The sequence below is a fragment of the Streptomyces sp. NPDC058145 genome (assembly GCF_042884245.1).
In the GTDB taxonomy this organism is placed as follows: Bacteria; Actinomycetota; Actinomycetes; order Streptomycetales; family Streptomycetaceae; genus Streptomyces.
In genome coordinates this window covers 101372-124734 of sequence record NZ_JBHVUH010000009.1, presented here as the reverse complement: position 1 = coordinate 124734, position 23363 = coordinate 101372, and the positions used below count along the sequence as shown (strand labels likewise).

The 23363-nt window shown below is 71.7% G+C and carries 16 protein-coding genes; 7 read left to right on the top strand and 9 right to left on the bottom strand.

All coding sequences use genetic code 11. From position 1 onward, the window contains the following. Positions 1 to 50 precede the first annotated feature (50 nt). Positions 51 to 746: an SIMPL domain-containing protein gene (locus ACFVVO_RS21505; RefSeq protein ID WP_390057070.1), complete on the bottom strand. Its 696-nt coding sequence runs from the start codon at positions 744 to 746 to the stop codon at positions 51 to 53. 150 nt (positions 747 to 896) lie between these two features. Between ACFVVO_RS21505 and ACFVVO_RS21500 the strand changes: the two genes are divergently transcribed. Continuing rightward, a complete protein-coding gene (locus tag ACFVVO_RS21500; RefSeq protein WP_390057068.1) occupies positions 897 to 2702 on the top strand; it encodes a bifunctional metallophosphatase/5'-nucleotidase in 1806 nt (601 codons plus the stop codon). A gap of 72 nt (positions 2703 to 2774) precedes the next feature. On the opposite strand, the gene ACFVVO_RS21495 is transcribed toward ACFVVO_RS21500, so the two are convergent. Together ACFVVO_RS21495 and ACFVVO_RS21490 are read right to left on the bottom strand one after the other, a co-directional pair. Then, positions 2775 to 4181 carry a lysine N(6)-hydroxylase/L-ornithine N(5)-oxygenase family protein gene (locus ACFVVO_RS21495; RefSeq protein ID WP_390057067.1) on the bottom strand — a complete coding sequence of 469 codons (1407 nt, stop codon included), beginning with the start codon at positions 4179 to 4181 and terminating at the stop codon, positions 2775 to 2777. Next, on the bottom strand, positions 4178 to 5539 hold the full coding sequence (locus ACFVVO_RS21490; RefSeq protein WP_390057065.1) for a pyridoxal phosphate-dependent decarboxylase family protein: 1362 nt from the start codon (positions 5537 to 5539) through the stop codon (positions 4178 to 4180). The genes ACFVVO_RS21495 and ACFVVO_RS21490 overlap by 4 nt, the downstream gene beginning before the upstream one ends. A 155-nt stretch (positions 5540 to 5694) precedes the next feature. Between ACFVVO_RS21490 and ACFVVO_RS21485 the strand changes: the two genes are divergently transcribed. Continuing rightward, entirely contained in the window at positions 5695 to 6243 is a 549-nt protein-coding gene (locus ACFVVO_RS21485) for a GNAT family N-acetyltransferase (RefSeq protein WP_390057063.1), read from the top strand. An 88-nt stretch (positions 6244 to 6331) separates the two neighbouring features. Here the strand turns inward: ACFVVO_RS21485 and pepN are convergent, their stop codons facing one another. Next, positions 6332 to 8812, bottom strand: coding sequence for an aminopeptidase N (gene pepN / locus ACFVVO_RS21480; RefSeq protein ID WP_390057061.1), 2481 nt, complete (start codon positions 8810 to 8812; stop codon positions 6332 to 6334). Positions 8813 to 8935: 123 nt separating this feature from the next. Further along, positions 8936 to 9286 carry a chorismate mutase gene (locus ACFVVO_RS21475; protein WP_390057059.1) on the bottom strand — a complete coding sequence of 117 codons (351 nt, stop codon included), beginning with the start codon at positions 9284 to 9286 and terminating at the stop codon, positions 8936 to 8938. A gap of 157 nt (positions 9287 to 9443) precedes the next feature. Here ACFVVO_RS21475 and ACFVVO_RS21470 point away from each other — a divergent pair, with 157 nt between their 5' ends. Next, entirely contained in the window at positions 9444 to 10331 is an 888-nt protein-coding gene (locus ACFVVO_RS21470) for a hypothetical protein (RefSeq protein WP_390057058.1), read from the top strand. A gap of 9 nt (positions 10332 to 10340) precedes the next feature. On the opposite strand, the gene ACFVVO_RS21465 is transcribed toward ACFVVO_RS21470, so the two are convergent. Next, positions 10341 to 11093 (bottom strand): vWA domain-containing protein, encoded by a 753-nt coding sequence (locus ACFVVO_RS21465; RefSeq protein ID WP_390057056.1) that lies wholly within the window; start codon positions 11091 to 11093, stop codon positions 10341 to 10343. A gap of 144 nt (positions 11094 to 11237) precedes the next feature. Here ACFVVO_RS21465 and ACFVVO_RS21460 point away from each other — a divergent pair, with 144 nt between their 5' ends. After that, a complete protein-coding gene (locus ACFVVO_RS21460; RefSeq protein ID WP_390057054.1) occupies positions 11238 to 12128 on the top strand; it encodes a rhomboid family intramembrane serine protease in 891 nt (296 codons plus the stop codon). Between the two features lie 42 nt (positions 12129 to 12170). After that, on the top strand, positions 12171 to 13079 hold the full coding sequence (locus ACFVVO_RS21455; protein WP_390057052.1) for a chitosanase: 909 nt from the start codon (positions 12171 to 12173) through the stop codon (positions 13077 to 13079). 115 nt (positions 13080 to 13194) lie between these two features. On the opposite strand, the gene ACFVVO_RS21450 is transcribed toward ACFVVO_RS21455, so the two are convergent. The 3 genes from ACFVVO_RS21450 to ACFVVO_RS21440 all read right to left on the bottom strand — a co-directional run bounded on the left by ACFVVO_RS21450 (position 13195) and on the right by ACFVVO_RS21440 (position 20381). Then, entirely contained in the window at positions 13195 to 14658 is a 1464-nt protein-coding gene (locus ACFVVO_RS21450) for a glutamate synthase subunit beta (protein WP_390057050.1), read from the bottom strand. Further along, positions 14651 to 19165: a glutamate synthase large subunit gene (gene gltB / locus ACFVVO_RS21445; protein WP_390057048.1), complete on the bottom strand. Its 4515-nt coding sequence runs from the start codon at positions 19163 to 19165 to the stop codon at positions 14651 to 14653. The genes ACFVVO_RS21450 and gltB overlap by 8 nt, the downstream gene beginning before the upstream one ends. A gap of 484 nt (positions 19166 to 19649) precedes the next feature. Continuing rightward, positions 19650 to 20381, bottom strand: a complete 732-nt coding sequence (locus tag ACFVVO_RS21440) for a VIT1/CCC1 transporter family protein (RefSeq protein WP_390057046.1) — start codon at positions 20379 to 20381, stop codon at positions 19650 to 19652. Positions 20382 to 20675: 294 nt separating this feature from the next. Here ACFVVO_RS21440 and ACFVVO_RS21435 point away from each other — a divergent pair, with 294 nt between their 5' ends. Both ACFVVO_RS21435 and ACFVVO_RS21430 read left to right on the top strand, forming a co-directional pair. Continuing rightward, on the top strand, positions 20676 to 22241 hold the full coding sequence (locus ACFVVO_RS21435) for an ADP-ribosylglycohydrolase family protein (RefSeq protein WP_390057045.1): 1566 nt from the start codon (positions 20676 to 20678) through the stop codon (positions 22239 to 22241). Beyond that, on the top strand, positions 22238 to 23356 hold the full coding sequence (locus tag ACFVVO_RS21430; protein WP_390057043.1) for an ADP-ribosylglycohydrolase family protein: 1119 nt from the start codon (positions 22238 to 22240) through the stop codon (positions 23354 to 23356). The genes ACFVVO_RS21435 and ACFVVO_RS21430 overlap by 4 nt, the downstream gene beginning before the upstream one ends. Positions 23357 to 23363: the final 7 nt, after the last annotated feature.

Here is a 23363-nt window from a genome sequence, read left to right as displayed (position 1 = left end):
CGACGGCCCGCTCCTTTGAGCGAAATCTTCACGTCGTGCGTTTTCGGTCTTCAGATCTGTGGTGGCCGCATCGTGAATTGGGCGCTGACCTGGGCGCTGACGTGCAGTCGTGGGGGTTCGAGGTCGAGGGGCTGGGCGGGTTCGTCCGGATGGGCGAGTGCGGTCCGGCGTCCGCCGCGTTCGAAGGGGGCGCGTCCGGGGTGGGTGTGGTCGGCGCCGGTGTCGGCGAGTTCGATGAGTGCGGCGATGGTGGTGCCGAGGGCGTCGGCGTATTCGCGGGCTCGTCGGAGGGCTTCGTGGACGGCCTGCCGGCGGGCCTGGGCGGGCGCGGGTGAGTCGGGGCGCAGGGACCACCAGGGGCCGTCGACCTGGGTGAGTTCCAAGTCGGCCAGTCGGGTGGTGAGTTCGGCGAGGGCGGTGAAGTCGCTGAGTTCGGCGGTGAGGTGGACCCGGCCGTGGTGGCTGCGTACGCGTTCGCCGCGGCCGTGGGGGGTGAGTTCGGGGGTGAGGGTGATGGTGCCGGTGGTGAGGTGTTCGACGGCGTCGGCGTAGGACTTGACGAGGTCGAGGGCGGTGGTGTTGCGGCGGGTCAGGTCGTCGAGGGTGGTGCGGCGGTCGCGGCCGCGGGCGGTGATGGTGACGCTGATCCGGGCGATCTCGGGTTCGGCGTCGATCTCGGCTTCGCCGTGGACGGTGAGGAGGGGGGCCTCGGGGGTGCCGTGGGGTGAGGTCGCCGCTGGGGTCATACGTCCCACTGTGTCATGTGGTTTCCGCTTCCGCGGCCGGAGTTGGGGCTTGAGGTCACCAGATCGAAACCGAATGGACCTGTTGTCGTCGGTCATGCCCGGGTCAGAATCTACGCGCGTTGTTGACCGTTTCCCCGAGGAGACCGAGAGATGCCGTTGAACCGCCGGAAGTTCCTGAAGAAGTCCGCCGTGACCGGGGCGGGGGTGGCGATCGCCGGTGCGGGGGCGGCTCCGGCGGCCGAGGCCGCGGAGGCGAAGGCGCCGGGGAAGCATGTGAAGCGGTACTCCCTGACCGTCATGGGCACCACGGACCTGCACGGTCATGTCTTCAACTGGGACTACTTCAAGGACGCGGAGTACTCCGACAAGGCGGGCAACGCGCAGGGGCTGGCGCGTATCTCGACGCTGGTCGAGGGGATCCGTGAGGAGAGGGGCCGCTGCAACACGCTGCTGCTGGACGCCGGTGACACGATCCAGGGCACCCCGCTGACGTACTACTACGCGAAGGTCGACCCGATCACCGCCAAGGGTGGTCCGGTGCACCCGATGGCGCAGGCGATGAACGCGATCGGGTATGACGCGGCGGCGCTCGGCAACCACGAGTTCAACTACGGCATCGAGACGCTGCGGAAGTTCGAGGACCAGCTGGACTTTCCGCTGCTGGGCGCCAACGCCGTCGACGCGAAGACGCTGAAGCCGGCCTTCCCGCCCTACTTCATGAAGAAGTTCCACGTGCCGGGCGCTCCGCCGGTGAAGGTGGCCGTGCTGGGTCTGACCAACCCGGGTATCGCGATCTGGGACAAGGCGTATGTGCAGGGCAAGCTGGCGTTCCCGGGTCTGGAGGAACAGGCGGCGAAGTGGGTGCCGAAGCTGAGGGCGATGGGCGCGGATGTGGTCGTGGTGTCGGCGCATTCGGGTACGTCGGGCAATTCCTCGTACGGTGACCAGTTGCCGTATGTGGAGGACGCGGCGGCGAATGTGGCGCGGCAGGTGCCGGGGATCGACGCGATCCTGGTGGGGCACGCGCATCTGGAGATTCCGGAGCTGAAGGTCGTCAACGAGGAGAGCGGCCGGACGGTGGTGCTGTCGGAGCCGCTGTGCTACGCGGAGCGGCTGAGTGTCTTCGACATCGAGCTGGTGTTCGGCAAGGGCAGGTGGGAGGTGGAGTCGGTCTCCGCTTCGCTGCGTGACTCGAAGACGGTCGCGGACGACCCGCGGATCACGAGGCTGCTGACGGACGAGCACGACAAGGTCGTGGCGTACGTCAACCAGGTGGTGGGCCGGGCGACCGAGACCCTGACGACGGTCGACGCCCGTTACAAGGACGCCCCGATCATCGACCTGATCACCAAGGTCCAGGAGGACGTGGTGAAGGCGGCGCTGGCGGGCACCGAGTACGCCTCGCTGCCGGTGATCGCGCAGGCGACGCCGTTCTCCCGGACGTCCCAGATCCCGGCCGGCGATGTGACGATCCGGGATCTGTCGGGTCTGTACGTGTACGACAACACGCTGGTCGCGAAGTTGATGACGGGTGCGCAGGTGCGGGCGTACCTGGAGTACTCGGCGGGGTACTACGTGCAGACGGCCGCGGGTGCGGTGGTCGACGTGGACAAGCTGACGAACGCGGGTGGCCGTCCGGACTACAACTACGACTATGTGTCGGGTCTGTCGTACGACATCGACGTCGCGCAGCCGGCGGGTTCGCGGATCAGGAACCTGACGTTCGGTGGTGTGGCGCTGGACGACGCGAGGCAGTTCGTGCTGGCGGTGAACAACTACCGTGCCAATGGTGGTGGTGCCTTCCCGCATGTGGCGTCGGCGAAGGAGCTGTGGGCGGAGTCGACGGAGATCCGTACCCGGATCGCGGAGTGGGTGACCGCGAAGGGTGTGCTGGATCCGAAGGACTTCGCGTCCGTGGACTGGAAGCTGACGCGGGACGGCACTCCGGTCTTCTGATCCTCGGGTGGGGCATGTCGGCGGCGCCGGTGCGGGTTTTCGCACCGGCGCCGTCGGTGTGCGTGCCGGGTCTCATTCGACGAGCGGGGTCAGTTGTCCGGCCCGTCTGGCGTGCGGCATGCGGGCGGCGGGTTGTTGGAGTCCGAAGGTGGTGAAGGCGGTTCGGGTGGGCAGGGGGTACTGCTCCTTGCCGGTGAGGGAGTTGAGGATGGTGGCGCTGCGCCAGGCGGTGAGGCCGAGGTCGGGGGCGCCGACGCCGTGGGTGTGCAGTTCGGCGTTCTGGACGTAGAGGGAGCCGGTGACGGAGGGGTCGAGGACGAGGCGGTGGTCCTCTCCGATGCGTGGGCGTTCGCTGCTGTCGCGGCGCAGGTAGGGGTCGAGTCCGGCGAGGAGGTGGCCGAGGGGGCGTTCGCGGTAGCCGGTGGCGAGGACGACGGCGTCGGTGGTGAGCCGGGAGCGGGCGCCTTGCTGGAGGTGTTCGAGGTGGAGTTCGACCTGGCCGGCGGCGAGGCGGCCGGCGGTGCGGACGCGGACGCCGGGGGTGAGGACGGCGTCGGGCCAGCCGCCGTTCAGGGTGCGCAGGTACAGCTCGTCGTGGATGGCGGCGAGGGTGTTCGCGTCGATGCCCTTGTGCAGTTGCCATTGCGCGGTGGTCAGCCGGTCGCGGACGGGTTCGGCGAGGGCGTGGAAGTAGCGGGTGTAGTCGGGCGTGAAGTGTTCGAGGCCGAGTTTGGAGTACTCCATCGGTGCGAACGCTTCGGTGCGGCCGATCCAGTGCAGTTTCTCGTGGCCGGTGGGGCGGTGGCGCAGCAGGTCGAGGAAGACTTCGGCGCCGGACTGTCCGGAGCCGACGACGGTGATGTGGCCTGCGGTGAGGAGGGTGGCGCGGTGGTCGAGGTAGTCGGCGGCGTGGATGACGGGGACGCCGGGTGCTTCGACGAGTGGCCGCAGGGCGTCGGGTACGCGGGGGGTGGTGCCGATGCCGAGGACGATGTTGCGGGTGTGGGTGCGGCCGAGGGCCGGGGTGTCGCCCTGGGTGTCGAGGCGGGTGTAGTCGACTTCGAAGACGTCGTGTTCGGGGTTCCAGTGGACGGCGTCGACCTGGTGGTGGAAGCGGAGTCCGGGCAGGTGCTGGGAGACCCAGCGGCAGTAGGCGTCGTATTCGGCGCGCTGGATGTGGAAGCGTTCGGCGAAGTAGAAGGGGAAGAGCCGTTCGTGGGTCTTGAGGTAGTTGGGGAAGCTCCAGGGGCTGGTGGGGTCGGCGAGGGTGACCAGGTCGGCGAGGAAGGGGACCTGGATGGTGGCGCCTTCGATGAGCAGGCCGGGGTGCCAGTCGAAGCGGGGGCGTTGTTCGTAGAAGACGGCGTCGAGTTCGGCGAGGGGGTGGGCGAGGGCGGCGAGGGAGAGGTTGCAGGGTCCGATGCCGATGCCGACGAGGTCGCGGGGGGTGTCGGGTTCGTGGTGTGGGGGGTTGGTCATCGGGGGGTGGTTCCTTCGGCGAGTTCGAGGAGTGCGGCCAGTTCGTGGGGCCGGGTGTGGGGGTTGAGGAAGGTGGCCTTGAGCCAGAGTCGTCCGTCGGGGCGGGCCCGTCCGAGGACGGCCCGGCCTTCGCGCAGCAGGCGGCGTCGTACGGCGGCGACGGCGGTGTCGGGGGCGCCGGCGGGCCGGAACAGGACGGTGCTGATGACGGGCCGGTCGTAGAGTTCGTGGCCGGGGTGCCGCTGGACGAGGGCGGCGAACTCGTGGGCGCGGGCGCAGACCTGGTCGACCAGGGTGCCGAGTCCGGTGCGGCCGAGGGTCTTCAGGGTGACGGCGATCTTGAGGATGTCGGGGCGTCGGGTGGTGCGCAGGGAGCGGCCGAGCAGGTCGGGGAGGCCTGCTTCGGTGTCGTCGTCGGCGTTGAGGTAGTCGGCGTGGTGGTGGAGTGCGGTGAGTTCGTGGGGTGCGGCCACGGCGAGGAGTCCGGCGGCGGCCGGTTGCCAGCCGAGTTTGTGCAGGTCGAGGGTGACGGTGTGGGCGGTTTCAAGTCCGGCGAGTTTGTCGCGGTGCCGGTCGCTGAAGGCGAGGCCGGCGCCGTAGGCGGCGTCGATGTGCAGGCGGGCGCCGTGGGTGGTGCACAGGCCGGCGATCTCGGGGAGTGGGTCGATGAGTCCGGCGTCGGTGGTGCCGGCGGTGGCGGCGACGAGCAGTGGGCCGGGGTGGGTGGTGAGGGTGTGGTGGAGGGCGGCCGGGTCGAGGGTGCCGCGTGGGGTGGGGACGACGACCGGGTCGGGCAGGCCGAGCAGCCAGGCGGCGCGGGGCAGGGAGTGGTGGGCGTTGGCGCCGCAGACCAGTCGGACGCTGCCGCCGTGGGTCTCGCGGGCGAGGAGCAGGGCGAGTTGGTTGGATTCGGTGCCGCCGGTGGTGACGAGGGCGTCGGAGAGGCCGATGAGCCGGGCGAGGGCGCGGGTGACCTCGGCTTCCAGGGCGGAGGCGGCGGGGGCCTGGTCCCAGGAGTCCAGTGAGGGGTTGAGGGCGCTGGCGGCGAGGTCGGCGGCGGTGGCGACGGCGAGCGGCGGGCAGTGCAGGTGGGCGGCGCAGAGCGGGTCGGCGGGGTCGGCGGCGCCTTCGGCCAGGGCGTGTACGAGGGTGCGCAGGGCGTCGGGGTCCGGGTCGTCGGGCAGGATGCCGTGTCCGAGGGCCGCGGTCATCCGTGCGGTGACGGTCTCGGGGCCGCCGGCCGGCAGTGGTCCGCCGCGGGCCCGGCGGCCGGTGGCGAGCGCGTCGAGGACGGTGTCCAGGAGGGGGCGCAGGGCTGTGGGTCCGTCGGGTCCTGAGGCGAGGGGCGGCATGCTCATGGGCTCTCCTCCGTGGCGCGGGACGGGCGGGGCCGTGGGAGGGGTCCACCCGTCCGGAAAGCTCAACGATCGGCACCCGGATGTGGGTACTGCCGTACGGGGAAAACGCGTTGGAGTGGTGGAGCGGTGGTGGCGCCGCGGCTACCGTCGTTCGGATGGTTGACGCGTGGATGATCGAGGTGCCGGGTGAGCGGGTGGTGGTGCGTGAGCCCGGTCCGCGGGACGAGGTGCCGCTGCTGACGCTGTTCGAGGAGTGCGAGGACTGGTTCGTGGCGGCGACGGGGCTGCCGTCGGGGCCGGGTGACGTGCAGAGCCTGTTCTACGCGCTGCCGGAGGGCGCGAGCCCGGAGGACAAGGTGCTGCTGGTGCTGGAGCGGGACGGGGTGGTCGCGGGTCTGGTGGACGCGGTGCGGGACCATCCGGAGCCGGGGGCGGTGGCGGTGGGCCTGTTTCTGCTGGCTCCCTGGGCGCGGGGCCGGGGGCTGGGCCGTGCGCTGGCGGAGTCCCTGCTGGCCCGTGCCGGTGCGGTGTCCCTGGTGACGGCGTCGGTGCCGGCCGGCTGGCGCGCCGGCGAGGGTTTTCTGCGGCGGCTCGGTTTCTCCTTGGGCGTCGCCGTTCCGGCGCGCGGCACGGTGGGCAACCGGAGGGCGGGCCCGCGCGAAGGGGGCGTGCGGCGGGCGGAGTTGCGGGTGGGGAACGGCTAGGTGATCCCGCGCCCCGGGCGGCGCGAGGCCCCCACTCCCTCGGTGGTTGGGGGCCTCGCCCTGCCCGGGGTGCCCGGGGCGCTCGGTGCTACTCCCCCCGTACGCGCAGGGCGCGGCTCAGGTCGTCGAGTTCGTCGACGAGTTTGCGGCGCAGGGCGGCGACCGGTTCGGCGTCGCGCAGGCAGGCGTAGCCGAGGGCGAGGTTCTCGGCGTCGACCGCGTGGTACGGGAAGGCCCAGCGTCCTGCGGCGGCGGCGATGGCGGGGCCGCGGCGGGCGGCGAGCGTGACGGCGTCCTGGTAGTAGCGGGGTACGTAGGCGCGGACGAGGTCGGCCTGTTCGGGTTGCCAGAAGCCGCGCGCGGTGGCCGTGAAGAGGTAGTTGGAGAGGTCGTCGGTGGTGAACATCGCGTCCCAGGCGGCGCGTTTGGCCTCCGGGTCGGGGAGTGCGGCGCGGCAGGTGGCGGCGCCCTCCTGGCCGCTGGCGGACGGGTCGCGTTCCAGTTCGGCGGCGACGGCGGCCTCGTCGGTGGCGCCGAGGACGGCGAGCCGGCCGAGGATGCGCCAGCGCAGCTCGGGGTCGAGTTCGGGGCCGCCGGGGACCGTGCCGTCGGCGAGCCAGGCGGCGATGGTGTCGGGGTGGGCGGCGACGTCGATGAAGTGGCGTACGGCGATCAGGCGCAGGCCGGGGTTGTCGCCGTCCTCGGTGCGGCGCAGCAGGTCGCGGCAGAGGGAGCCGAGGGTGGCGAGGGCGGTGGGGCGGTCCTCGGGGCGCAGGTAGCGGTCGGTGATCTGGTGAGCGGCGAAGTCGAGGACGCCCTGTGCGAGGGCGAGGTCGGTTTCGAGCGGCAGGTGGGTGCGGGCCGTCTCGAGGTAGGCCGTCGGCGGGAGTTCGCCGTCGCGGACGGCGTCCCGCAGGGCGTTCCACATCACCGCGCGGGTGAGGGGGTCGGGCAGTCCGGACAGGCCGGTGCGGATCGCTTTGAAGGACTCGTCGTCGAAGCGGATCTTGGCGTAGGTCAGGTCGCCGTCGTTGATGAGGATCAGCGCGGGGCGCTTGCCGATGGGCTGCGGCGCGGTCTGCGGGACGTCGAGGCCGAGGTGCTCGCGCGGGGTGAGGCGGCCCTCGTCGGTGAGGTCGTGGTCGTAGAGGCCGACGGTGATCCGGTGCGGGCGGCTGCCGGCGCGGTCGACGGTGAGGGCGCAGGTGCCGTCGGCGGCGGCGACGCGCGGGCTGAGGGTGTCGACTCCGGTGGTGCGCAGCCAGGCGTCGGCCCAGGCGTGCACGTCGCGGTCGGTGGCCGCGGCGAGGGAGTCGATGAAGTCGGCGAGGGTGGCGTTGGCGAACCGGTGGCGTTCGAAGTGGATGTTGATGCCGGCGAGGAAGTTCTTCTCGCCGAGCCAGGTGACGAGCTGGCGGAGTGCGGAGGCGCCCTTGGCGTAGGAGATGCCGTCGAAGTTGAGCAGGGCGGCGGCGGTGTCGTCGACGGCTTCGGGGGCGACCGGGTGGGTGGAGGGGCGCTGGTCGGCGTCGTAGCCCCAGGCCTTGCGGGTGACGCCGAACTCGACCCACGGCTGGGTGAAGCGGGTGGCCTCGAGGGTGGTCTGGTAGCCCATGTACTCGGCGAAGGACTCGTTGAGCCAGATGTCGTCCCACCACTTGAGGGTGACGAGGTCGCCGAACCACATGTGGGCCATCTCGTGGGCGATGACCATGGCGCGGGTCTGCCGTTCGGTGTCGGTGACGGCGGAGCGGAAGACGTACTCGTCGCGGAAGGTGACCAGGCCGGGGTTCTCCATGGCGGCGGCGTTGAACTCGGGGACGAACGCCTGGTCGTAGGAGTCGAAGGGGTAGGGCTCCTCGAACTTCTCGTGGTAGCGGTCGAAGCAGGCGCGGGTGACGGTGAAGATCTCCTCGGCCTCGGCTTCGAGGTGGGGGGCGAGGGAGCGGCGGCAGTGGATGCCGAAGGGCAGGCCGCGGTGTTCGGTGCGCAGCGAGTGCCAGGGGCCGGCGGCGACGGCGACGAGGTAGGTGGAGATCAGCGGGGTGGGGGCGGCCCGCCAGCGGCCCTGGCCGAGGTGTTCGGTGATGCCGTTGGCGAGGACGCTCCAGCCGTCGGGGGCGGTGACGGTGAGTTCGAAGACGGCCTTGAGGTCGGGCTGGTCGAAGGCGGCGAAGACGCGCTGGACGTCGTCCAGGAACATCTGGGTGTAGACGTATGTCTCGCCGTCGGTGGGGTCGGTGAAGCGGTGCATGCCCTCGCCGGTGCGGGAGTAGCGCATGGCGGCGTCGACGCGCAGTTCGTGCTCGCCTGCGGTGAGGTTCCGCAGCGGCAGCCGGTTGTCGTCGAGGGTCTCCGGGTCGAGGGGCTGTCCGTCGAGGGTGACGGTGCGCAGGCAGGCGGGCTTCAGCTCGATGAACGTGTCCCCGGCGGACCGCGTGGTGAACCTGATCACGGTGCGGGAGTCGAAGGTCTCGTCCCCTTGGGTGAGATCGAGTTCGACCGTGTAGCGGTGGACGTCGAGGAGCTGTGCTCGGAGCTGCGCTTCGTCGCGCGTGATGACGGACATGGACGCCATGCTGCCTGATGGCATCCACAGCGGACAGGGGCGGATCGGTACACGGCATATGTCCGGTGTCGCGCCCCGTGCCGCCGTGTCCGCGCTCCCTGCGCCGGCGTGCCGGTGCGGGGGTCAGCCGGCCGTGGCGGACTGTCCGCCGACCGTGTCCTCGGCGATGGACTCGTGGTGCCGGATCACCTCGGCGATGATGAAGTTGAGGAACTTCTCGGCGAAGGCCGGATCGAGCTTGGCGTTCTCGGCGAGGCGGCGCAGCCGTTCGATCTGCCGGGACTCGCGGGCCGGGTCGGCGGGCGGGAGCTGGTGCCGCGCCTTGAGCCGGCCGACCTGCTGGGTGCACTTGAAGCGCTCGGCGAGCATGTGGACGACGGCCGCGTCGATGTTGTCGATGCTGTCGCGCAGCCGCTCCAGCTCCTGGCGGACCGCGGGGTCGACGTCACCGGTACCGGTGTTGCTGATGGTCATGACGGTCAACCCTACGGGCGGCGCGGCCCCGCGATCACGGGTGACCAGCATGCGATCAGTCCCCGGTGTGTGCGGGCGGGTCGCGGGCGGGGCGGGGCGGCAGGGCGGGTGCCCGCATACAGTGGAAGGGGGTTCCGGGCGTCTTTGGGGGTCGCGCGTGGCGAACGGCGGACCGGTCGAGCACGGTTACCCGCATCTGGAGACGGTGCGGGCCGCCGTCACCGCGCTGTACCGGCGACTGTCGTACGACACCGTCCGGACGTTCTCGGTGAGCGTGCCGCCGGCCGACGTGGCCTTCTGCGACACGGACGATCTGCATCTGGGCGCGCAGCGGGTGGCCCGTGAGATCGTGCGGCACTTCAGGCTGCCGGACGCGCGGCTGGTGGTGGGTTTCCGGGAGATGACGCATGCCGCCAATGTCGAACTGGCGGCGGGCCCCGAGTACTTCGTGGAGCTGAACGACCGGTTCCGTAGCCATCGCGGCGACATCGGGGCGGCGCTCGCCCACGAGGTGACCCATGTCTATCTGCACCGTCTGGATCTCGCGTTCCCGACCACGGCGGAGAACGAGATCCTGACGGACACGGTGGCGGCCTACCTGGGCGCGGGCTGGCTGCTGCTGGACGCGTACCGCGAGGACGGGGTGTCCTCGCAGAAGCTGGGCTATCTCACTCCGGAGGAGTTCGGGTACGTCCTCGCCAAGCGGGCTCTGCTGTTCGATGAGGATCCCTCGGTGTGGTTCACCAGCCCGCAGGCGTACTCGGCTTACGTCAAGGGCCGGGAGATGGCTCTGCGGGACGGGCAGCAGCCGCCGCTGACCGGGGCGGGCTGGGCGGGCCGGCGCCGCTACGCCCATGACCGACGCCATCCGTCGGGGGGCCGGCCGGCCGCGGGGTACGCCTTCACCGCCGATCCCGGTTCGGGCGGCGATCTCCGGGTGTCCTTTCCCTGTCCCACGTGTCTGCAGCGGATCCGGTTGCCGGTCAAGGGGCGGGTGCGGGCCCGGTGCGGGCTGTGCCGGACGGTGCTGGAGTGCGACACGTAGGGTGCCGCGTCAAGACGAACGAGGCGGCCCGGCCGGGAGCCGGCCGGGCACGATTCCCGCGGCGTGTGCGGCCGCCAGCCACTGCGGGAACTCGCCGACGAGGTGGTCGTACAGTTCGGCGTCGGGGAACCGGCGTGGGTCCTGGCCGGCGTGGAAGAAGCCGGCGTTGTCCACGGCGCGTCTGGCGGGCACGGCCAGTTCGTCGAGTTTCCGCAGGAACTCGAACTGCCGGCTGCCCGGGTCGCCGAAGCCGACGAACTGCCAGAACAGCGGGAGTCCGGCGGCCTTGCAGAGGTAGCGTTCGGCGGCGGGCTTGCTGATGGGGCCGCCGTCGGTCTGGAAGACGACCAGGGCGGGGGCGGTGGCGCCGCTGTCGAGGTAGTGGTCGATGACGGCGTCCATGGCCAGGTGGTAGCTGGTCTTGCCCATGTGCCCGAGTCCGGCCGCGATCTCCTCGATCCGGCCCTCGTGGCCGTCGAGGGCGATGTCGGTGACCGCGTCGATGTCGGTGGAGAAGAAGACCACCGGCACCCGGCCGTCGTCGTCCAGGTGTGCGGCCAGGCCCAGCACCCGGTCGGCGAGCGCCTGCACGCTGCCGTCCTGGTAGTACGGCCGCATCGAGCCCGAGTGGTCTATCACCAGGTAGACGGCGGCGCGGAGATCGTCCAGGCCGTGCTTGCGCAGGGAGATCCCGGCCGTCCGGTACGGCCCGACGAGCGCGGGCGCGGTCTCCTCGATCTTGCGCAGGCTGATCGCGGCCACGGTGTCCCCCCTCGGCTCCGGCAGGCACCCGAGCCTACGTGATCACGGACCCCTGCTGTCGCTCGCGTCACAGCTGTTCGCTATTTTGTTCGCCGCCGTCCCCACCGGCTCACCCTGTCCCCGTGAACCTCCAAGGAGCCGGCCGTGACCGCCGAGTCCGCCGTGACCACGTGCTTCCGTCATCCCAAGGTGGAGTCGCACGTCCGCTGCACCCGCTGCGACCGCTTCATCTGCCCGTCCTGCATGCGGGAGGCCGCCGTCGGCCACCAGTGCGTGGAGTGCGTGAAGGAGGGGGTGCGCTCGGTCCGGCAGGCGCGGACGGCGTTCGGCGGCCGGATCAGCGCGGTGCCGGTGCTGACGTACGTCCTGATCGGGCTCAACGTGCTCGCCTATCTCGCCGAGCTGGCCCGGCCCTCGGTCGAGAACCGGTTCGACTTGCTGGGCACGGTGCCGCCGGGCTATCTGCCCGAGGGGGTCGCGCACGGCGAGTGGTACCGGCTGCTGACCGGCGCGTTCCTGCATCTGACGCCCGGCGAGGGCGCGTTCGGCATCACGCACATCCTGTTCAACATGCTGGCGCTGTGGAACGTCGGCCGGGTGGTCGAGGCGCAGCTGGGCCGGGTCCGCTACCTCGCCCTGTATCTGCTGTCGGCGCTGGGCGGCTCGGTGCTGGTGCTGCTGCTCGCCCCGGAGACCCGCACGGTCGGCGCGTCCGGCGCCATCTTCGGCCTGGGCGCCGCGTACTACGTCATGGGGCGCCGCCTCGGCTACGACCGGCAGGCGGTCAACCAGTACATGGCGGGTCTGCTGGTGTGGCTGGTGGTCTCCGCCTGGATGACCTCCTGGCAGGGGCATCTCGGCGGCCTGCTGGCCGGTGCGACGGTGACGCTGGCGTACGCCTACGCGCCCCGGGACGGCCGGCGCGTCCTCGTCCAGGCGGGCGTGTGCGTGGCGCTGCTCGTGCTGCTGGTGGTGCTGACCGCGGTCAAGGTGTCGTCGTTCGCGGAACCGGCACTCATGGGAGGGGCGGCCTGATCCGGGCCGTACGGTGACTGCCATGAAGAGACGGGACCTGTCATGAGACGAACCGGAATCCTGCTGTTCGCGGCCGCTCCGGTCGCCGTCACGGCGGTGATCTACGCCCTCGGCCCCGACCCGTCCGGCTCCTCGGACGCGGCGGGCACGCGGGTCTCCGCCGCGCAGCGGGCACGCCAGGACGCCAAGGCCCGGGCCGAGTCGGAGCGGGCGCGGGACGCCGAGGTCATCGCCGACGCCCCGCCGGGCCTGGTGGCGCCGGCCGAGAAGGAGCTGGCGCAGCGGATCGTGGCGAGCGCGGAGAACTCCACGCTCGACTGGCGCAGCTCCTACGGCTACATCGAGGACATCGGCGACGGGCAGGGCTACACCGCCGGCATCATCGGCTTCTGTACCGGCACGCACGACCTGCTGACCCTGGTCGAGCGGTACACCGAGGCCCGTCCCGGCAACGGCCTCGCGCCGTACCTGCCGGCCCTGCGGAAGGTCGACGGCACCGGCTCCCACAAGGGCCTGGACCCGGGGTTCACCGCGGCCTGGAAGGCGGAGGCGAGGCTCCCGGCGTTCCGTGAGGCGCAGGAGAAGGAGCGCGACCGCGTCTACTTCGACCCGGCCGTCCGCCTCGCCAAGCTCGACGGGCTGGGCACCCTGGGTCAGTTCGTCTACTACGACGCGATGGTCTTCCACGGCCCCGGCACCGGGCGCAACAGCTTCTACGGCCTGCGCGAACGCGCCCTGGAGGAGGCCGACACCCCGTCCCAGGGCGGCAGCGAGAAGAACTACCTCGACATCTTCCTGGACGTCCGCCGCGAGGCGATGAGGGCCAGGAAGCCCACCATCGACACCACCCGCATCGACACGGCCCAGCGGCAGTTCCTGTACGACGGCAACCTGGGGCTGCGCACACCGCTGACCTGGCGGGTGTACGGGGAGACGTACAAGGTGCCGTAGCCGGTGCGGCGTCCGGACGTGCGACGGCGCCCGCCCATGAGTCCGGTCGGGGACAGGTGGGCAGGCGCCGTCTGGTGTTCCGTACGCCTTTGTACGGGACGTTTTTCGGTGACCGTCAGACCGCCAGCGCGCGGTCCGTCGGGCGGATCGGGGCCGGCAGCTCGCTGGCGCCGGTCAGGAAGCGGTCCACACCGCGGGCGGCCGAGCGGCCCTCCGCGATCGCCCAGACGATCAGGGACTGGCCGCGGCCCGCGTCACCGGCGACGAACACGCCCGGCACGTTGGTCTGGAAGTCGGCGTCGCGGGCGATGTTGCCGCGCTCGTCCAGCTCCAGGCCGAACTGCTCGACCAGGCCGTTCTCCCGGTCCGTGCCCGTGAAGCCCATCGCGAGGGTCACCAGCTGGGCCGGGATCTTGCGCTCGGTGCCCGGCTTCCGGGTCAGCTTGCCGTCGACGAACTCGACCTCGGCCAGGTGCAGCCACTGGACGTTGCCGTCCTCGTCGCCCTCGAAGTGGGTGGTGGAGGCGGAGTAGATCCGCTCGCCGCCCTCCTCGTGCGCCGAGGTGACCTTGTACAGGATCGGGAAGGTCGGCCAGGGCTGGTTGGTCGCGTGCCGCTCGTCGTTCGGGCGGGGCATGATCTCGAGCTGGGTGACGGAGGCCGCGCCCTGGCGGTGGGCGGTGCCCACGCAGTCGGCGCCGGTGTCGCCGCCGCCGATGACGACGACGTGCTTGCCCTCGGCCGAGATCGGCGTGGTGACGTAGTCGCCCTCCTGGACCTTGTTGGCCAGGGGCAGGTACTCCATCGCCTGGTAGACGCCCTTGAGCTCGCGGCCGGGGGCCGGGAGGTCACGGGCGGTGGTGGCGCCGGCGGCGATGACGATCGCGTCGTACCGCTTCTTGAGGTCGCGGGCGTTGAGGTCGCGGCCGATCTCCACGCCGGTGCGGAAGCGGGTGCCCTCCGCGCGCATCTGTTCGATACGGCGGTTGATGTGCCGCTTCTCCATCTTGAACTCGGGGATGCCGTACCGCAGGAGGCCGCCGACGCGGTCCGCGCGCTCGTAGACGGCGACCGTGTGGCCGGCCCGGGAGAGCTGCTGGGCGGCGGCGAGGCCCGCCGGGCCCGAGCCGATGACCGCGACGGTCTTGCCGGACAGGCGCTCGGGCGACTGCGGGGCGACGTCCCCGGTCTCCCACGCCTTGTCGATGATGGAGACCTCGACGTTCTTGATGGTGACCGGCGGCTGGTTGATGCCGAGCACGCACGCCGACTCGCAGGGGGCCGGGCAGAGGCGACCGGTGAACTCGGGGAAGTTGTTGGTCGCGTGCAGGCGGTCGGAGGCGGCCGCCCAGTCCTCGCGGTAGGCGAAGTCGTTCCACTCGGGGATCAGGTTCCCCAGCGGACAGCCGTTGTGGCAGAACGGGATGCCGCAGTCCATGCACCGGCTGGCCTGCTTGCTGATGATCGGCAGCAGGGAGCCGGGGACGTAGACCTCGTTCCAGTCCTTGACGCGCTCACCGACAGGACGGGTCTCGGCGAGCTCGCGGCCGTGGTTCAGGAAGCCCTTCGGGTCAGCCATTGATCGCCGCCTCCATCATCTTCTCGGTGATCTCGGTCTCGGAGAGACCGGCTCGCTCGGCGGCGTCCTTGGCGGCGAGCACTGCCTTGTACGTGCTGGGGATGATCTTGCTGAACCGCTGCACGGCCGTGTCCCAGTCGGCGAGCAGCTTCCCGGCGACCGTCGAGCCGGTCTCCTCGGCGTGGCGGCGCACCACGTCGTGCAGCCACTGCTTGTCCGTGTCGTCCAGCGCCTCGACCGCTCCGGCGTTGCCGGCGTTGACGTTGTCGCTGTCGAGGTCGATGACGTAGGCGACGCCGCCGGACATGCCCGCCGCGAAGTTGCGGCCGGTCGGGCCGAGGACGACCGCGTGACCGCCGGTCATGTACTCGCAGCCGTGGTCGCCCACGCCCTCGGAGACGACCAGCGCGCCGGAGTTGCGGACGCAGAACCGCTCACCGGTACGGCCGCGCAGGAACAGCTCGCCGCCGGTGGCGCCGTAGCCGATGGTGTTGCCCGCGATGGTCGAGTACTCGGCGAGGTGGTCGGCCGCGCGGTCCGGGCGGACGACGATCCGGCCGCCGGAGAGGCCCTTGCCGACGTAGTCGTTGGCGTCGCCCTCCAGGCGGAGCGTGACACCGCGCGGCAGGAACGCGCCGAAGGACTGGCCGGCGGAGCCGGTGAAGGTGATGTCGACGGTGTCCTCGGGCAGGCCCGCGCCGCCGAACTTCTTCGTCACCTCGTGGCCGAGCATGGTGCCGACCGTGCGGTTGATGTTGCGGATGGCGACCTGGGCGCGCACCGGCTGTGCCTCGGTGGCGTCCGAGGCGGCGAGCGCGTCGGCGGCGAGCTTGATCAGCTCGTTGTCCAGGGCCTTCTCCAGGCCGTGGTCCTGGTCGACGATCTGGTGGCGGACGGCGCCCTCGGGCAGGTCCGGCACGTGGAACAGCGGATCCAGGTTCAGGCCCTGCGCCTTCCAGTGGTCGACGGCCCGGGTGACGTCGAGCGCCTCGGCGTGGCCGACGGCCTCCTCAATGGAGCGGAAGCCCAGCTCGGCGAGGATCTCGCGGACCTCCTCGGCGATGAACCGGAAGAAGTTCACCACGTGCTCGGCCTTGCCGGCGAAGCGGTCGCGCAGCACCGGGTTCTGGGTGGCGATGCCGACCGGGCAGGTGTCCAGGTGGCAGACGCGCATCATGACGCAGCCGGAGACGACGAGCGGCGCGGTCGCGAAACCGAACTCCTCGGCGCCGAGCAGCGCGGCGATGACCACGTCGCGGCCGGTCTTCAGCTGGCCGTCGGTCTGCACGACGATGCGGTCGCGCAGGCCGTTGAGCAGCAGGGTCTGCTGGGTCTCGGCGAGGCCCAGCTCCCAGGGGCCGCCCGCGTGCTTCAGCGAGGTCAGCGGGGAGGCGCCGGTGCCGCCGTCGTGGCCGGAGATCAGCACCACGTCCGCGTGCGCCTTGGAGACACCCGCGGCGACCGTGCCGACGCCGACCTCGGAGACCAGCTTCACGTGGATCCGCGCCTGCGGATTCGCGTTCTTCAGGTCGTGGATCAGCTGGGCCAGGTCCTCGATGGAGTAGATGTCGTGGTGCGGCGGCGGGGAGATGAGGCCCACGCCCGGCGTCGAGTGACGCGTCTTGGCGACCCACGGGTAGACCTTGTGGCCGGGCAGCTGGCCGCCCTCGCCGGGCTTGGCGCCCTGGGCCATCTTGATCTGGATGTCGTCGGCGTTGACCAGGTACTCGGAGGTCACGCCGAAGCGGCCGGAGGCGACCTGCTTGATCGCCGAGCGGCGCGCCGGGTCGTACAGGCGGTCCGGGTCCTCGCCGCCCTCACCGGTGTTGGACTTGCCGCCCAGCTGGTTCATGGCGATGGCGAGGGTCTCGTGCGCCTCCTTGGAGATGGAGCCGTACGACATGGCGCCGGTGGAGAAGCGCTTGACGATCTCGCTCGCCGGCTCGACCTCGTCGATCGAGATCGGGGCACGGCCGGAGGTGAAGCCGAAGAGGCCGCGCAGCGTCATCAGGCGCTCGGACTGCTCGTTCACGCGGTCCGTGTACTTCTTGAAGATGTCGTAGCTGCCGCTGCGGGTGGAGTGCTGCAGCCGGAAGACCGTCTCCGGGTCGAACAGGTGCGGCTCGCCCTCGCGGCGCCACTGGTACTCGCCGCCGATCTCCAGCGCGCGGTGCGCGGGAGCGATGCCGGAGGCCGGGTAGGCCTTGGCGTGGCGGGCGGCGACCTCCTTGGCGATGACGTCGATGCCGACGCCGCCGATCTTGGTGGCGGTGCCGTTGAAGTACTTCTCGACGAAGGCGTCTTCGAGACCGACGGCCTCGAAGACCTGGGCGCCGCGGTAGGAGGCGACGGTGGAGATGCCCATCTTGGACATGACCTTCAGCACGCCCTTGCCGAGGGCGTAGATCAGGTTGCGGATGGCCTTCTCGGCCTCGATGTCCGACAGGAAGGTGCCCGCGCGGACCAGGTCCTCGACCGACTCCATCGCCAGGTACGGGTTGACGGCGGCGGCGCCGTAGCCGATGAGCAGGGCGACGTGGTGAACCTCGCGGACGTCACCGGCCTCGACCAGCAGGCCCACGTGGGTGCGCTGCTTGGTGCGGATGAGGTGGTGGTGGACGGCCGCGGTGAGCAGCAGCGACGGGATCGGGGCGTGCTCGGCGTCGGAGTGCCGGTCCGACAGGACGATCAGGCGGGCGCCGTTGTCGATGGCGGCGTCGGCCTCGGCGCAGATCTCCTCGATGCGCGCGGCGAGCGAGTCGCCGCCGCCGGAGACCCGGTACAGGCCGGAGAGGGTCGCGGCCTTGAAGCCGGGCATGTCGCCGTCGGCGTTGATGTGGATGAGCTTGGCGAGCTCGTCGTTGTCGATGACCGGGAAGGGCAGCAGGACGGACCGGCAGGAGGCGGCGGTCGGGTCGAGCAGGTTGCCCTGCGGGCCCAGCGAGCTGCGCAGGGAGGTGACGAGCTCTTCGCGGATCGCGTCCAGCGGCGGGTTGGTGACCTGCGCGAACAGCTGGGTGAAGTAGTCGAAGAGCAGTCGCGGGCGCTCGGACAGGGCCGCGATCGGGCTGTCGGTGCCCATGGAGCCGATCGGCTCGGCGGCGCTGCGGGCCATCGGGGCGAGGATGACGCGCAGCTCCTCCTCGGTGTAGCCGAAGGTCTGCTGGCGGCGGGTGACCGAGGCGTGGGTGTGCACGATGTGCTCGCGCTCGGGCAGGTCGCCCAGCTCGATCTCGCCGGCCTCCAGCCAGTCGGTGTACGGCTGCGCGGCGGCGAGGGACGCCTTGATCTCGTCGTCCTCGATGATGCGGTGCTCGGCGGTGTCCACGAGGAACATGCGGCCGGGCTGCAGGCGGCCCTTGCGGACGACCTTGGCCGGGTCGATGTCGAGGACGCCGACCTCGGAGCCGAGGACGACGAGGCCGTCGTCGGTGACCCAGTAGCGGCCGGGGCGCAGGCCGTTGCGGTCGAGCACGGCGCCGACCTGGGTGCCGTCGGTGAAGGTGACGCAGGCGGGGCCGTCCCAGGGCTCCATCATCGTGGAGTGGAACTGGTAGAAGGCGCGCCGGGCCGGGTCCATGGAGTCGTGGTTCTCCCACGCCTCCGGGATCATCATCAGCACGGAGTGCGGCAGCGAGCGGCCGCCGAGGTGCAGCAGCTCCAGCACCTCGTCGAAGGAGGCCGAGTCGGAGGCGTCGGGGGTGCACACCGGGAAGATGCGCTCTATGGCCTTGTCGTCCGCGCCGAACAGGTCGGAGAAGAGCTGGGACTCGCGGGCGCGCATCCAGTTGCGGTTGCCCTTGACGGTGTTGATCTCACCGTTGTGCGCGACGAAGCGGTAGGGGTGGGCGAGCGGCCACGACGGGAAGGTGTTGGTGGAGAACCGGGAGTGCACGAGCGCGATCGCGGAGGCGAAGCGGCGGTCGGACAGGTCCGGGAAGAAAGGTTCCAGCTGGCCGGTGGTCAGCATGCCCTTGTAAACGATGGTGCGGGCGGAGAGGGACGGGAAGTAGACACCGACCTCCCGCTCGGCGCGCTTGCGCAGCACGAAGGCCGTGCGGTCGAGCGCGATGCCCTCGGCGGTTCCGGCGGAGACGAAGAGCTGACGGAAGACCGGCATGGTGGACCGGGCGGTGGCGCCGAGCAGTTCGGGGGCGACGGGGACCTCGCGCCAGCCGAGGACGGTCAGGCCCTCGTCGGCCGCGATCGTCTCGATCCGTGAGATGACGTCCTCGGTGCCGTCCTCCGGCAGGAAGGCGATGCCTACCGCGTAGGAGCCCGCCGCGGGAAGGTCGAAACCGGCCACCTCGCGGAAGAAGGCGTCGGGGACCTGGGAGAGGATGCCCGCGCCGTCGCCGGAGTCGGGCTCGGAGCCGGTGGCGCCACGGTGTTCGAGGTTGCGCAGAACAGTCAGCGCCTGCTCGACCAGCGCGTGGCTCGCCTCGCCGGTGAGGGTGGCCACGAAACCGACGCCGCAGGCGTCGCGCTCGTTGCGGGGGTCGTACATACCCTGCGCAGCAGGGCGAGCATCCATGAAGGACCAGTTCTGGCCATTCGCGGAATGCTGGGACGGCTGGCGCGGCGTACGCATCGGCTCTCCCGTCGTCGTCATGTGGCATGTGCTGGTGCCGAGGGACGACGTTGGCCCTCTGCGGAGTTCGAAATTTCGTGCAGGTTACATGATGGGGCGGTTCCCGGGAACCGGATACTCCGTTCCAGCATGCGGACGCCGCAGGTTGCGACAGGGGTGCCGCGGGGTACGGCGGATACCGCGCACGGGCGGCGGAAGTGTGTGGGGACCGAACGGGACAAGATCGATCAGATCGGCGTCCATCGGCCCTGGGGGGACGGAGCGAGCGTCTTCACTCGTCCCGCGGGTGCGCCACAGGCGTCATTGCCCCCAGCGCTTACGGCTCATGCCCGGTGGTTAAGCGTTCGAAACCAGCGAGTAACGGCTACTTATACGGCCCATCGCATAAGTTCCGGTCGCGTCATCCTACGGCCGTTCCGAACAGGCTGCCCAGGGCGTACGTCACACCGGCGGCCGCGCCGCCCAGCGCGAGTTGCCGCAGGCCGCTGTACCACCAGCTGCGCGCGGTCACCCGGGCCACGACCGCGCCGCAGGCGAACAGTCCGGCGAGCGCGAGGAGCACGGCGGGCCAGAGCGCGGTAGCGCCGAGCAGGTACGGCAGGACGGGGAGCAAGGCGCCCAGCGCGAACGCCCCGAAGGACGACACCGCGGCGACCAGCGGCGACGGCAGGTCCCCGGGGTCGATGCCCAGCTCCTCGCGGGCGTGGATCTCCAGGGCCTGCTCGGGGTCCTCGGAGAGCTGCCGGGCGACCTCCCGGGCCAGTTGGGGCTCGACCCCGCGGGCCACGTAGAGTGCCGCCAGTTCGTCTTCCTCGTCCTGCGGGTGCTTGCGCAGCTCGCGGCGCTCGACGTCGAGCTCGGCCTCGACCAGCTCGCGCTGGGAGGCGACGGAGGTGTACTCGCCGGCCGCCATGGAGAAGGCGCCGGCGGCGAGGCCCGCGAGGCCGGTGATGACGATCGTCTGATGGCCGACGGAGCCGCCCGCGACGCCGGTCAGCAGGGCCAGGTTGGAGACCAGACCGTCCATCGCACCGAAGACGGCGGGGCGCAGCCAGCCGCCGTTGACGTCGCGGTGCGTGTGGTTGTCGCGGTGCGCCTCGTGCAGCGCCGCCTCGGTCTCGATGATGGCCATCGCGGGGTCCCCCAGGAAGCTTAGCCAAAGCTAACTTTGGATGAGTTCTACTTTTCGACAACACCGAACGTACGCCGGTAATTTCCTGGGCGCCAGCAAGGAAAGGCTGGGCTTACCTGCGACTTCTCCGAAAAACGCTCATCAGTGATCATGAGCGCTCAGATGCCGAGCGGGTGACAGAGCGGCGTCCCAGGCTCGCGCGCGGCATCACCGTGGGAGACATCCGCAAAGGGCATCCGCGAAGAGGCGTGTCCCCGCGGACGACCCGTGGCCCTGCGGAAGGAGAGGCCGCCCATGGCGTCGATCGCCTGCACTCCCCCGTCCCCGGCGCCCGGGGACGCCCCGGGACCGCGCGAACGGGCCCGCGGTGCGCTGCTCGGCCTGGCCGTCGGTGACGCGCTGGGGGCGCCGGCGGAGAACCTGAAGCCCTCCGAGATCCGCGCCCGCTGGGGCCGGATCACCGGGTACGTGAGCGAGCGGCCGTGCGGCACGGACGACACGGAGTACGCCATCTTCTCGGGCCTGCTGCTGGCCCGGCACGGCTCGGCGCTCACCCCGGCCCATGTGGAGAGCGCCTGGCACGAGTGGATCGCCGACCGGGCCGAGGGCCCGTTCCGGGGCGCGGGCTTCAGTGAGCGCGGCACGCTGGAGAACCTCCGCCGCGGCCTGGCCGCGCCCATCTCCGCCCAGCACCGGCACGCCTGGAGCGACGGCCTCGCGATGCGCGCGGCTCCCTTCGGCGTCTTCGCCGCCGGGCGCCCCGGTGAGGCGGCCAGGCTGGTGGCGATCGACGGCTCGGTCAGTCATGACGGCGAGGGCATCTACGGCGGCCAGGCGGTCGCGGCGGGCGTGGCGGCCGCGATGGCGGGGGCCTCGCCCGCGGTGGTGATCGCCTCGGCGCTCGCCGTCGTCCCCGAGGACTCCTGGACCGCCCGCTCCCTGCGCCGCGCGGTGACCGTGGCCCACCGCGGCGAACGGGCGGTCCGCTCGGCGGTGGTCGTCGGCGGCTACCCCTGGACCGATCTGGCACCCGAGGCCGTCGCCCTCGCCTTCGGCGCGTTCGCGGCGGCCGACGGCGACTTCCGCGCGGCGGTCCTCACGGCGGTCAACATGGGCCGCGACGCGGACACGACGGCGGCGGTGGCGGGCGCCCTCTCCGGCGCCACCCAGGGCATCTCCGCGATCCCGGCCGACTGGGCCGCCGCCATCGGCCCGGCCCGCGGTCGCTGCCTGCCCTCCATGGCCGGCCACCACGTACTGGACGTGGCGGAGCTGCTGGTCCCGGAGGAGGGCGGCAAGTGGGGAGCGGGGGTGGTGCTGCCGGGCGCCCTGCCGAAGGGGGTCCGGGAGGTGGTGCGGGTGCCCGCGACGCAGGGCGCCGGTGACACCACGGCGGCCCTCCCGGTGGGCCCGGCGCAGCCGGCAGGGGGCAGCGCGACGGCGGTGCGAGTGGCTACGCCGCGTGAGACCTGCCGCCCCACGGCGACAGCCCCACAGGGGGATGGAGACACGGCGGCGGCGGCGCCGCGAGAGGGCACGGCGCAGGCGGCCGGAAGCGGTGCGGCGGCCACGCGGGTGGCCGCTGCACAGAAGGCGGGGGTCGGAGACACCGCGACGGCAGCCGTACAAGCGGCCGCGCCTCAAGGAGCTCGGGAGACGGCCGTCGGCGAAGGGGCGGGAGACGCCTCGTCGTCGGTCGAGGCGAAAGAACCTCCGCCTGCCGCGTTGCCCCCCGCCTGCCGGGCCGGCGAGTCGCCCGCGGCGCTTCCGGCCGGGCCGGGAGACCGGGGGGTCCGGGAGCGGAGTCCGCTGGTGGGGGCCGGGAACTCCGGGCAGCAGGACGGCGAGGGCCGGGCATGACCGGGCGCCGTATCGAAGGGCTTCTGCTGGGGCTCGCCGCCGGGGACGCCGCCGGCTGGCCCGCCGCGCGGCACCGGGCGGCGCGTATGCCCGAGTGGACCCGCCGCCTCACCCGCGAGCTGGACACCTTCGCCGAGCAGAACGCCACCACCACCCTGCCCGTGCCAATCGCCCTCAACCAGCCCCCGGAACCCCTCCGCCTCGGCCCCTCCGACGACGCCGAGTGGGCGGCGTTCGCCGCGGAGGCCGTCCTGCGGGCCGGCGACGACGACGTGCTCGGCGACCTCGGCCGGGAGCGCCGGATGCGCGCCGCCATCGACCTCACCTGGACCGCCGTCGCCGCCGAGGTCGCCGCGGCGGCGGAACGCGCCCCCGAGATCGAGTCCGCCGTGCTCCCGTTGCGCGCCCGTATCTCCGTGCGCGCCGGCCTCGGCAACCTCGCCGCCGGGCTGCGCCCGCCCGCCACCGGCCACGACAACCCGCACTACTTCGACGACGCGGCCTGCGTGCGCGCCTGCGTGCTCGCCGTGGCCCACCCCGGCGACCCCGAGCGCGCGGCCGACCTGGCGGAGTTCGACGCCCGCTACACCCAGGACGGCGACGGCGTGCACGGCGCCCGAGCGATGGCGGCGGCCCTCGCGCTCGCCCTCGCCGGAGCGGACACGGACGCCTGCGTCGCGGCCGCGCTCGCCGAACTCCCCGAGGGGACGGAGATCGGCCGCAACGCCCGGCACGCCCTCGCGCTGGCCCGGGACGGCGACGGCGCCTTCGCCCTCGTCCCGCTCCTGGAGCACCAGATCGTCGACCACGTCTACAGCTACGGCATCGCCGCCGCCGAGACCGTCCCCGTCGCGCTCGCCCTCGCCACCGCCGCCCGCGGCCGTATCGCCGAGGCCGTCCCCACCGCCGCCTGTCTGTCCCGGGTCGCCGACTCCGCCCCGGCTCTCGCGGGCGCGCTCACGGGGGCCCTGGGCGGTGGCGAGGCGGTCCCGGCCGCCTGGCGGGAGGCCTGCCGCACCCTGTCCGGCTGCGCCCTGCCCCGCCTCACCGGCACCGATCTGGTGGAACTCGCCGGACTTCTGGAAGCCGCGCACCGAGCCCGACCAGGAGGATGATTCGGAC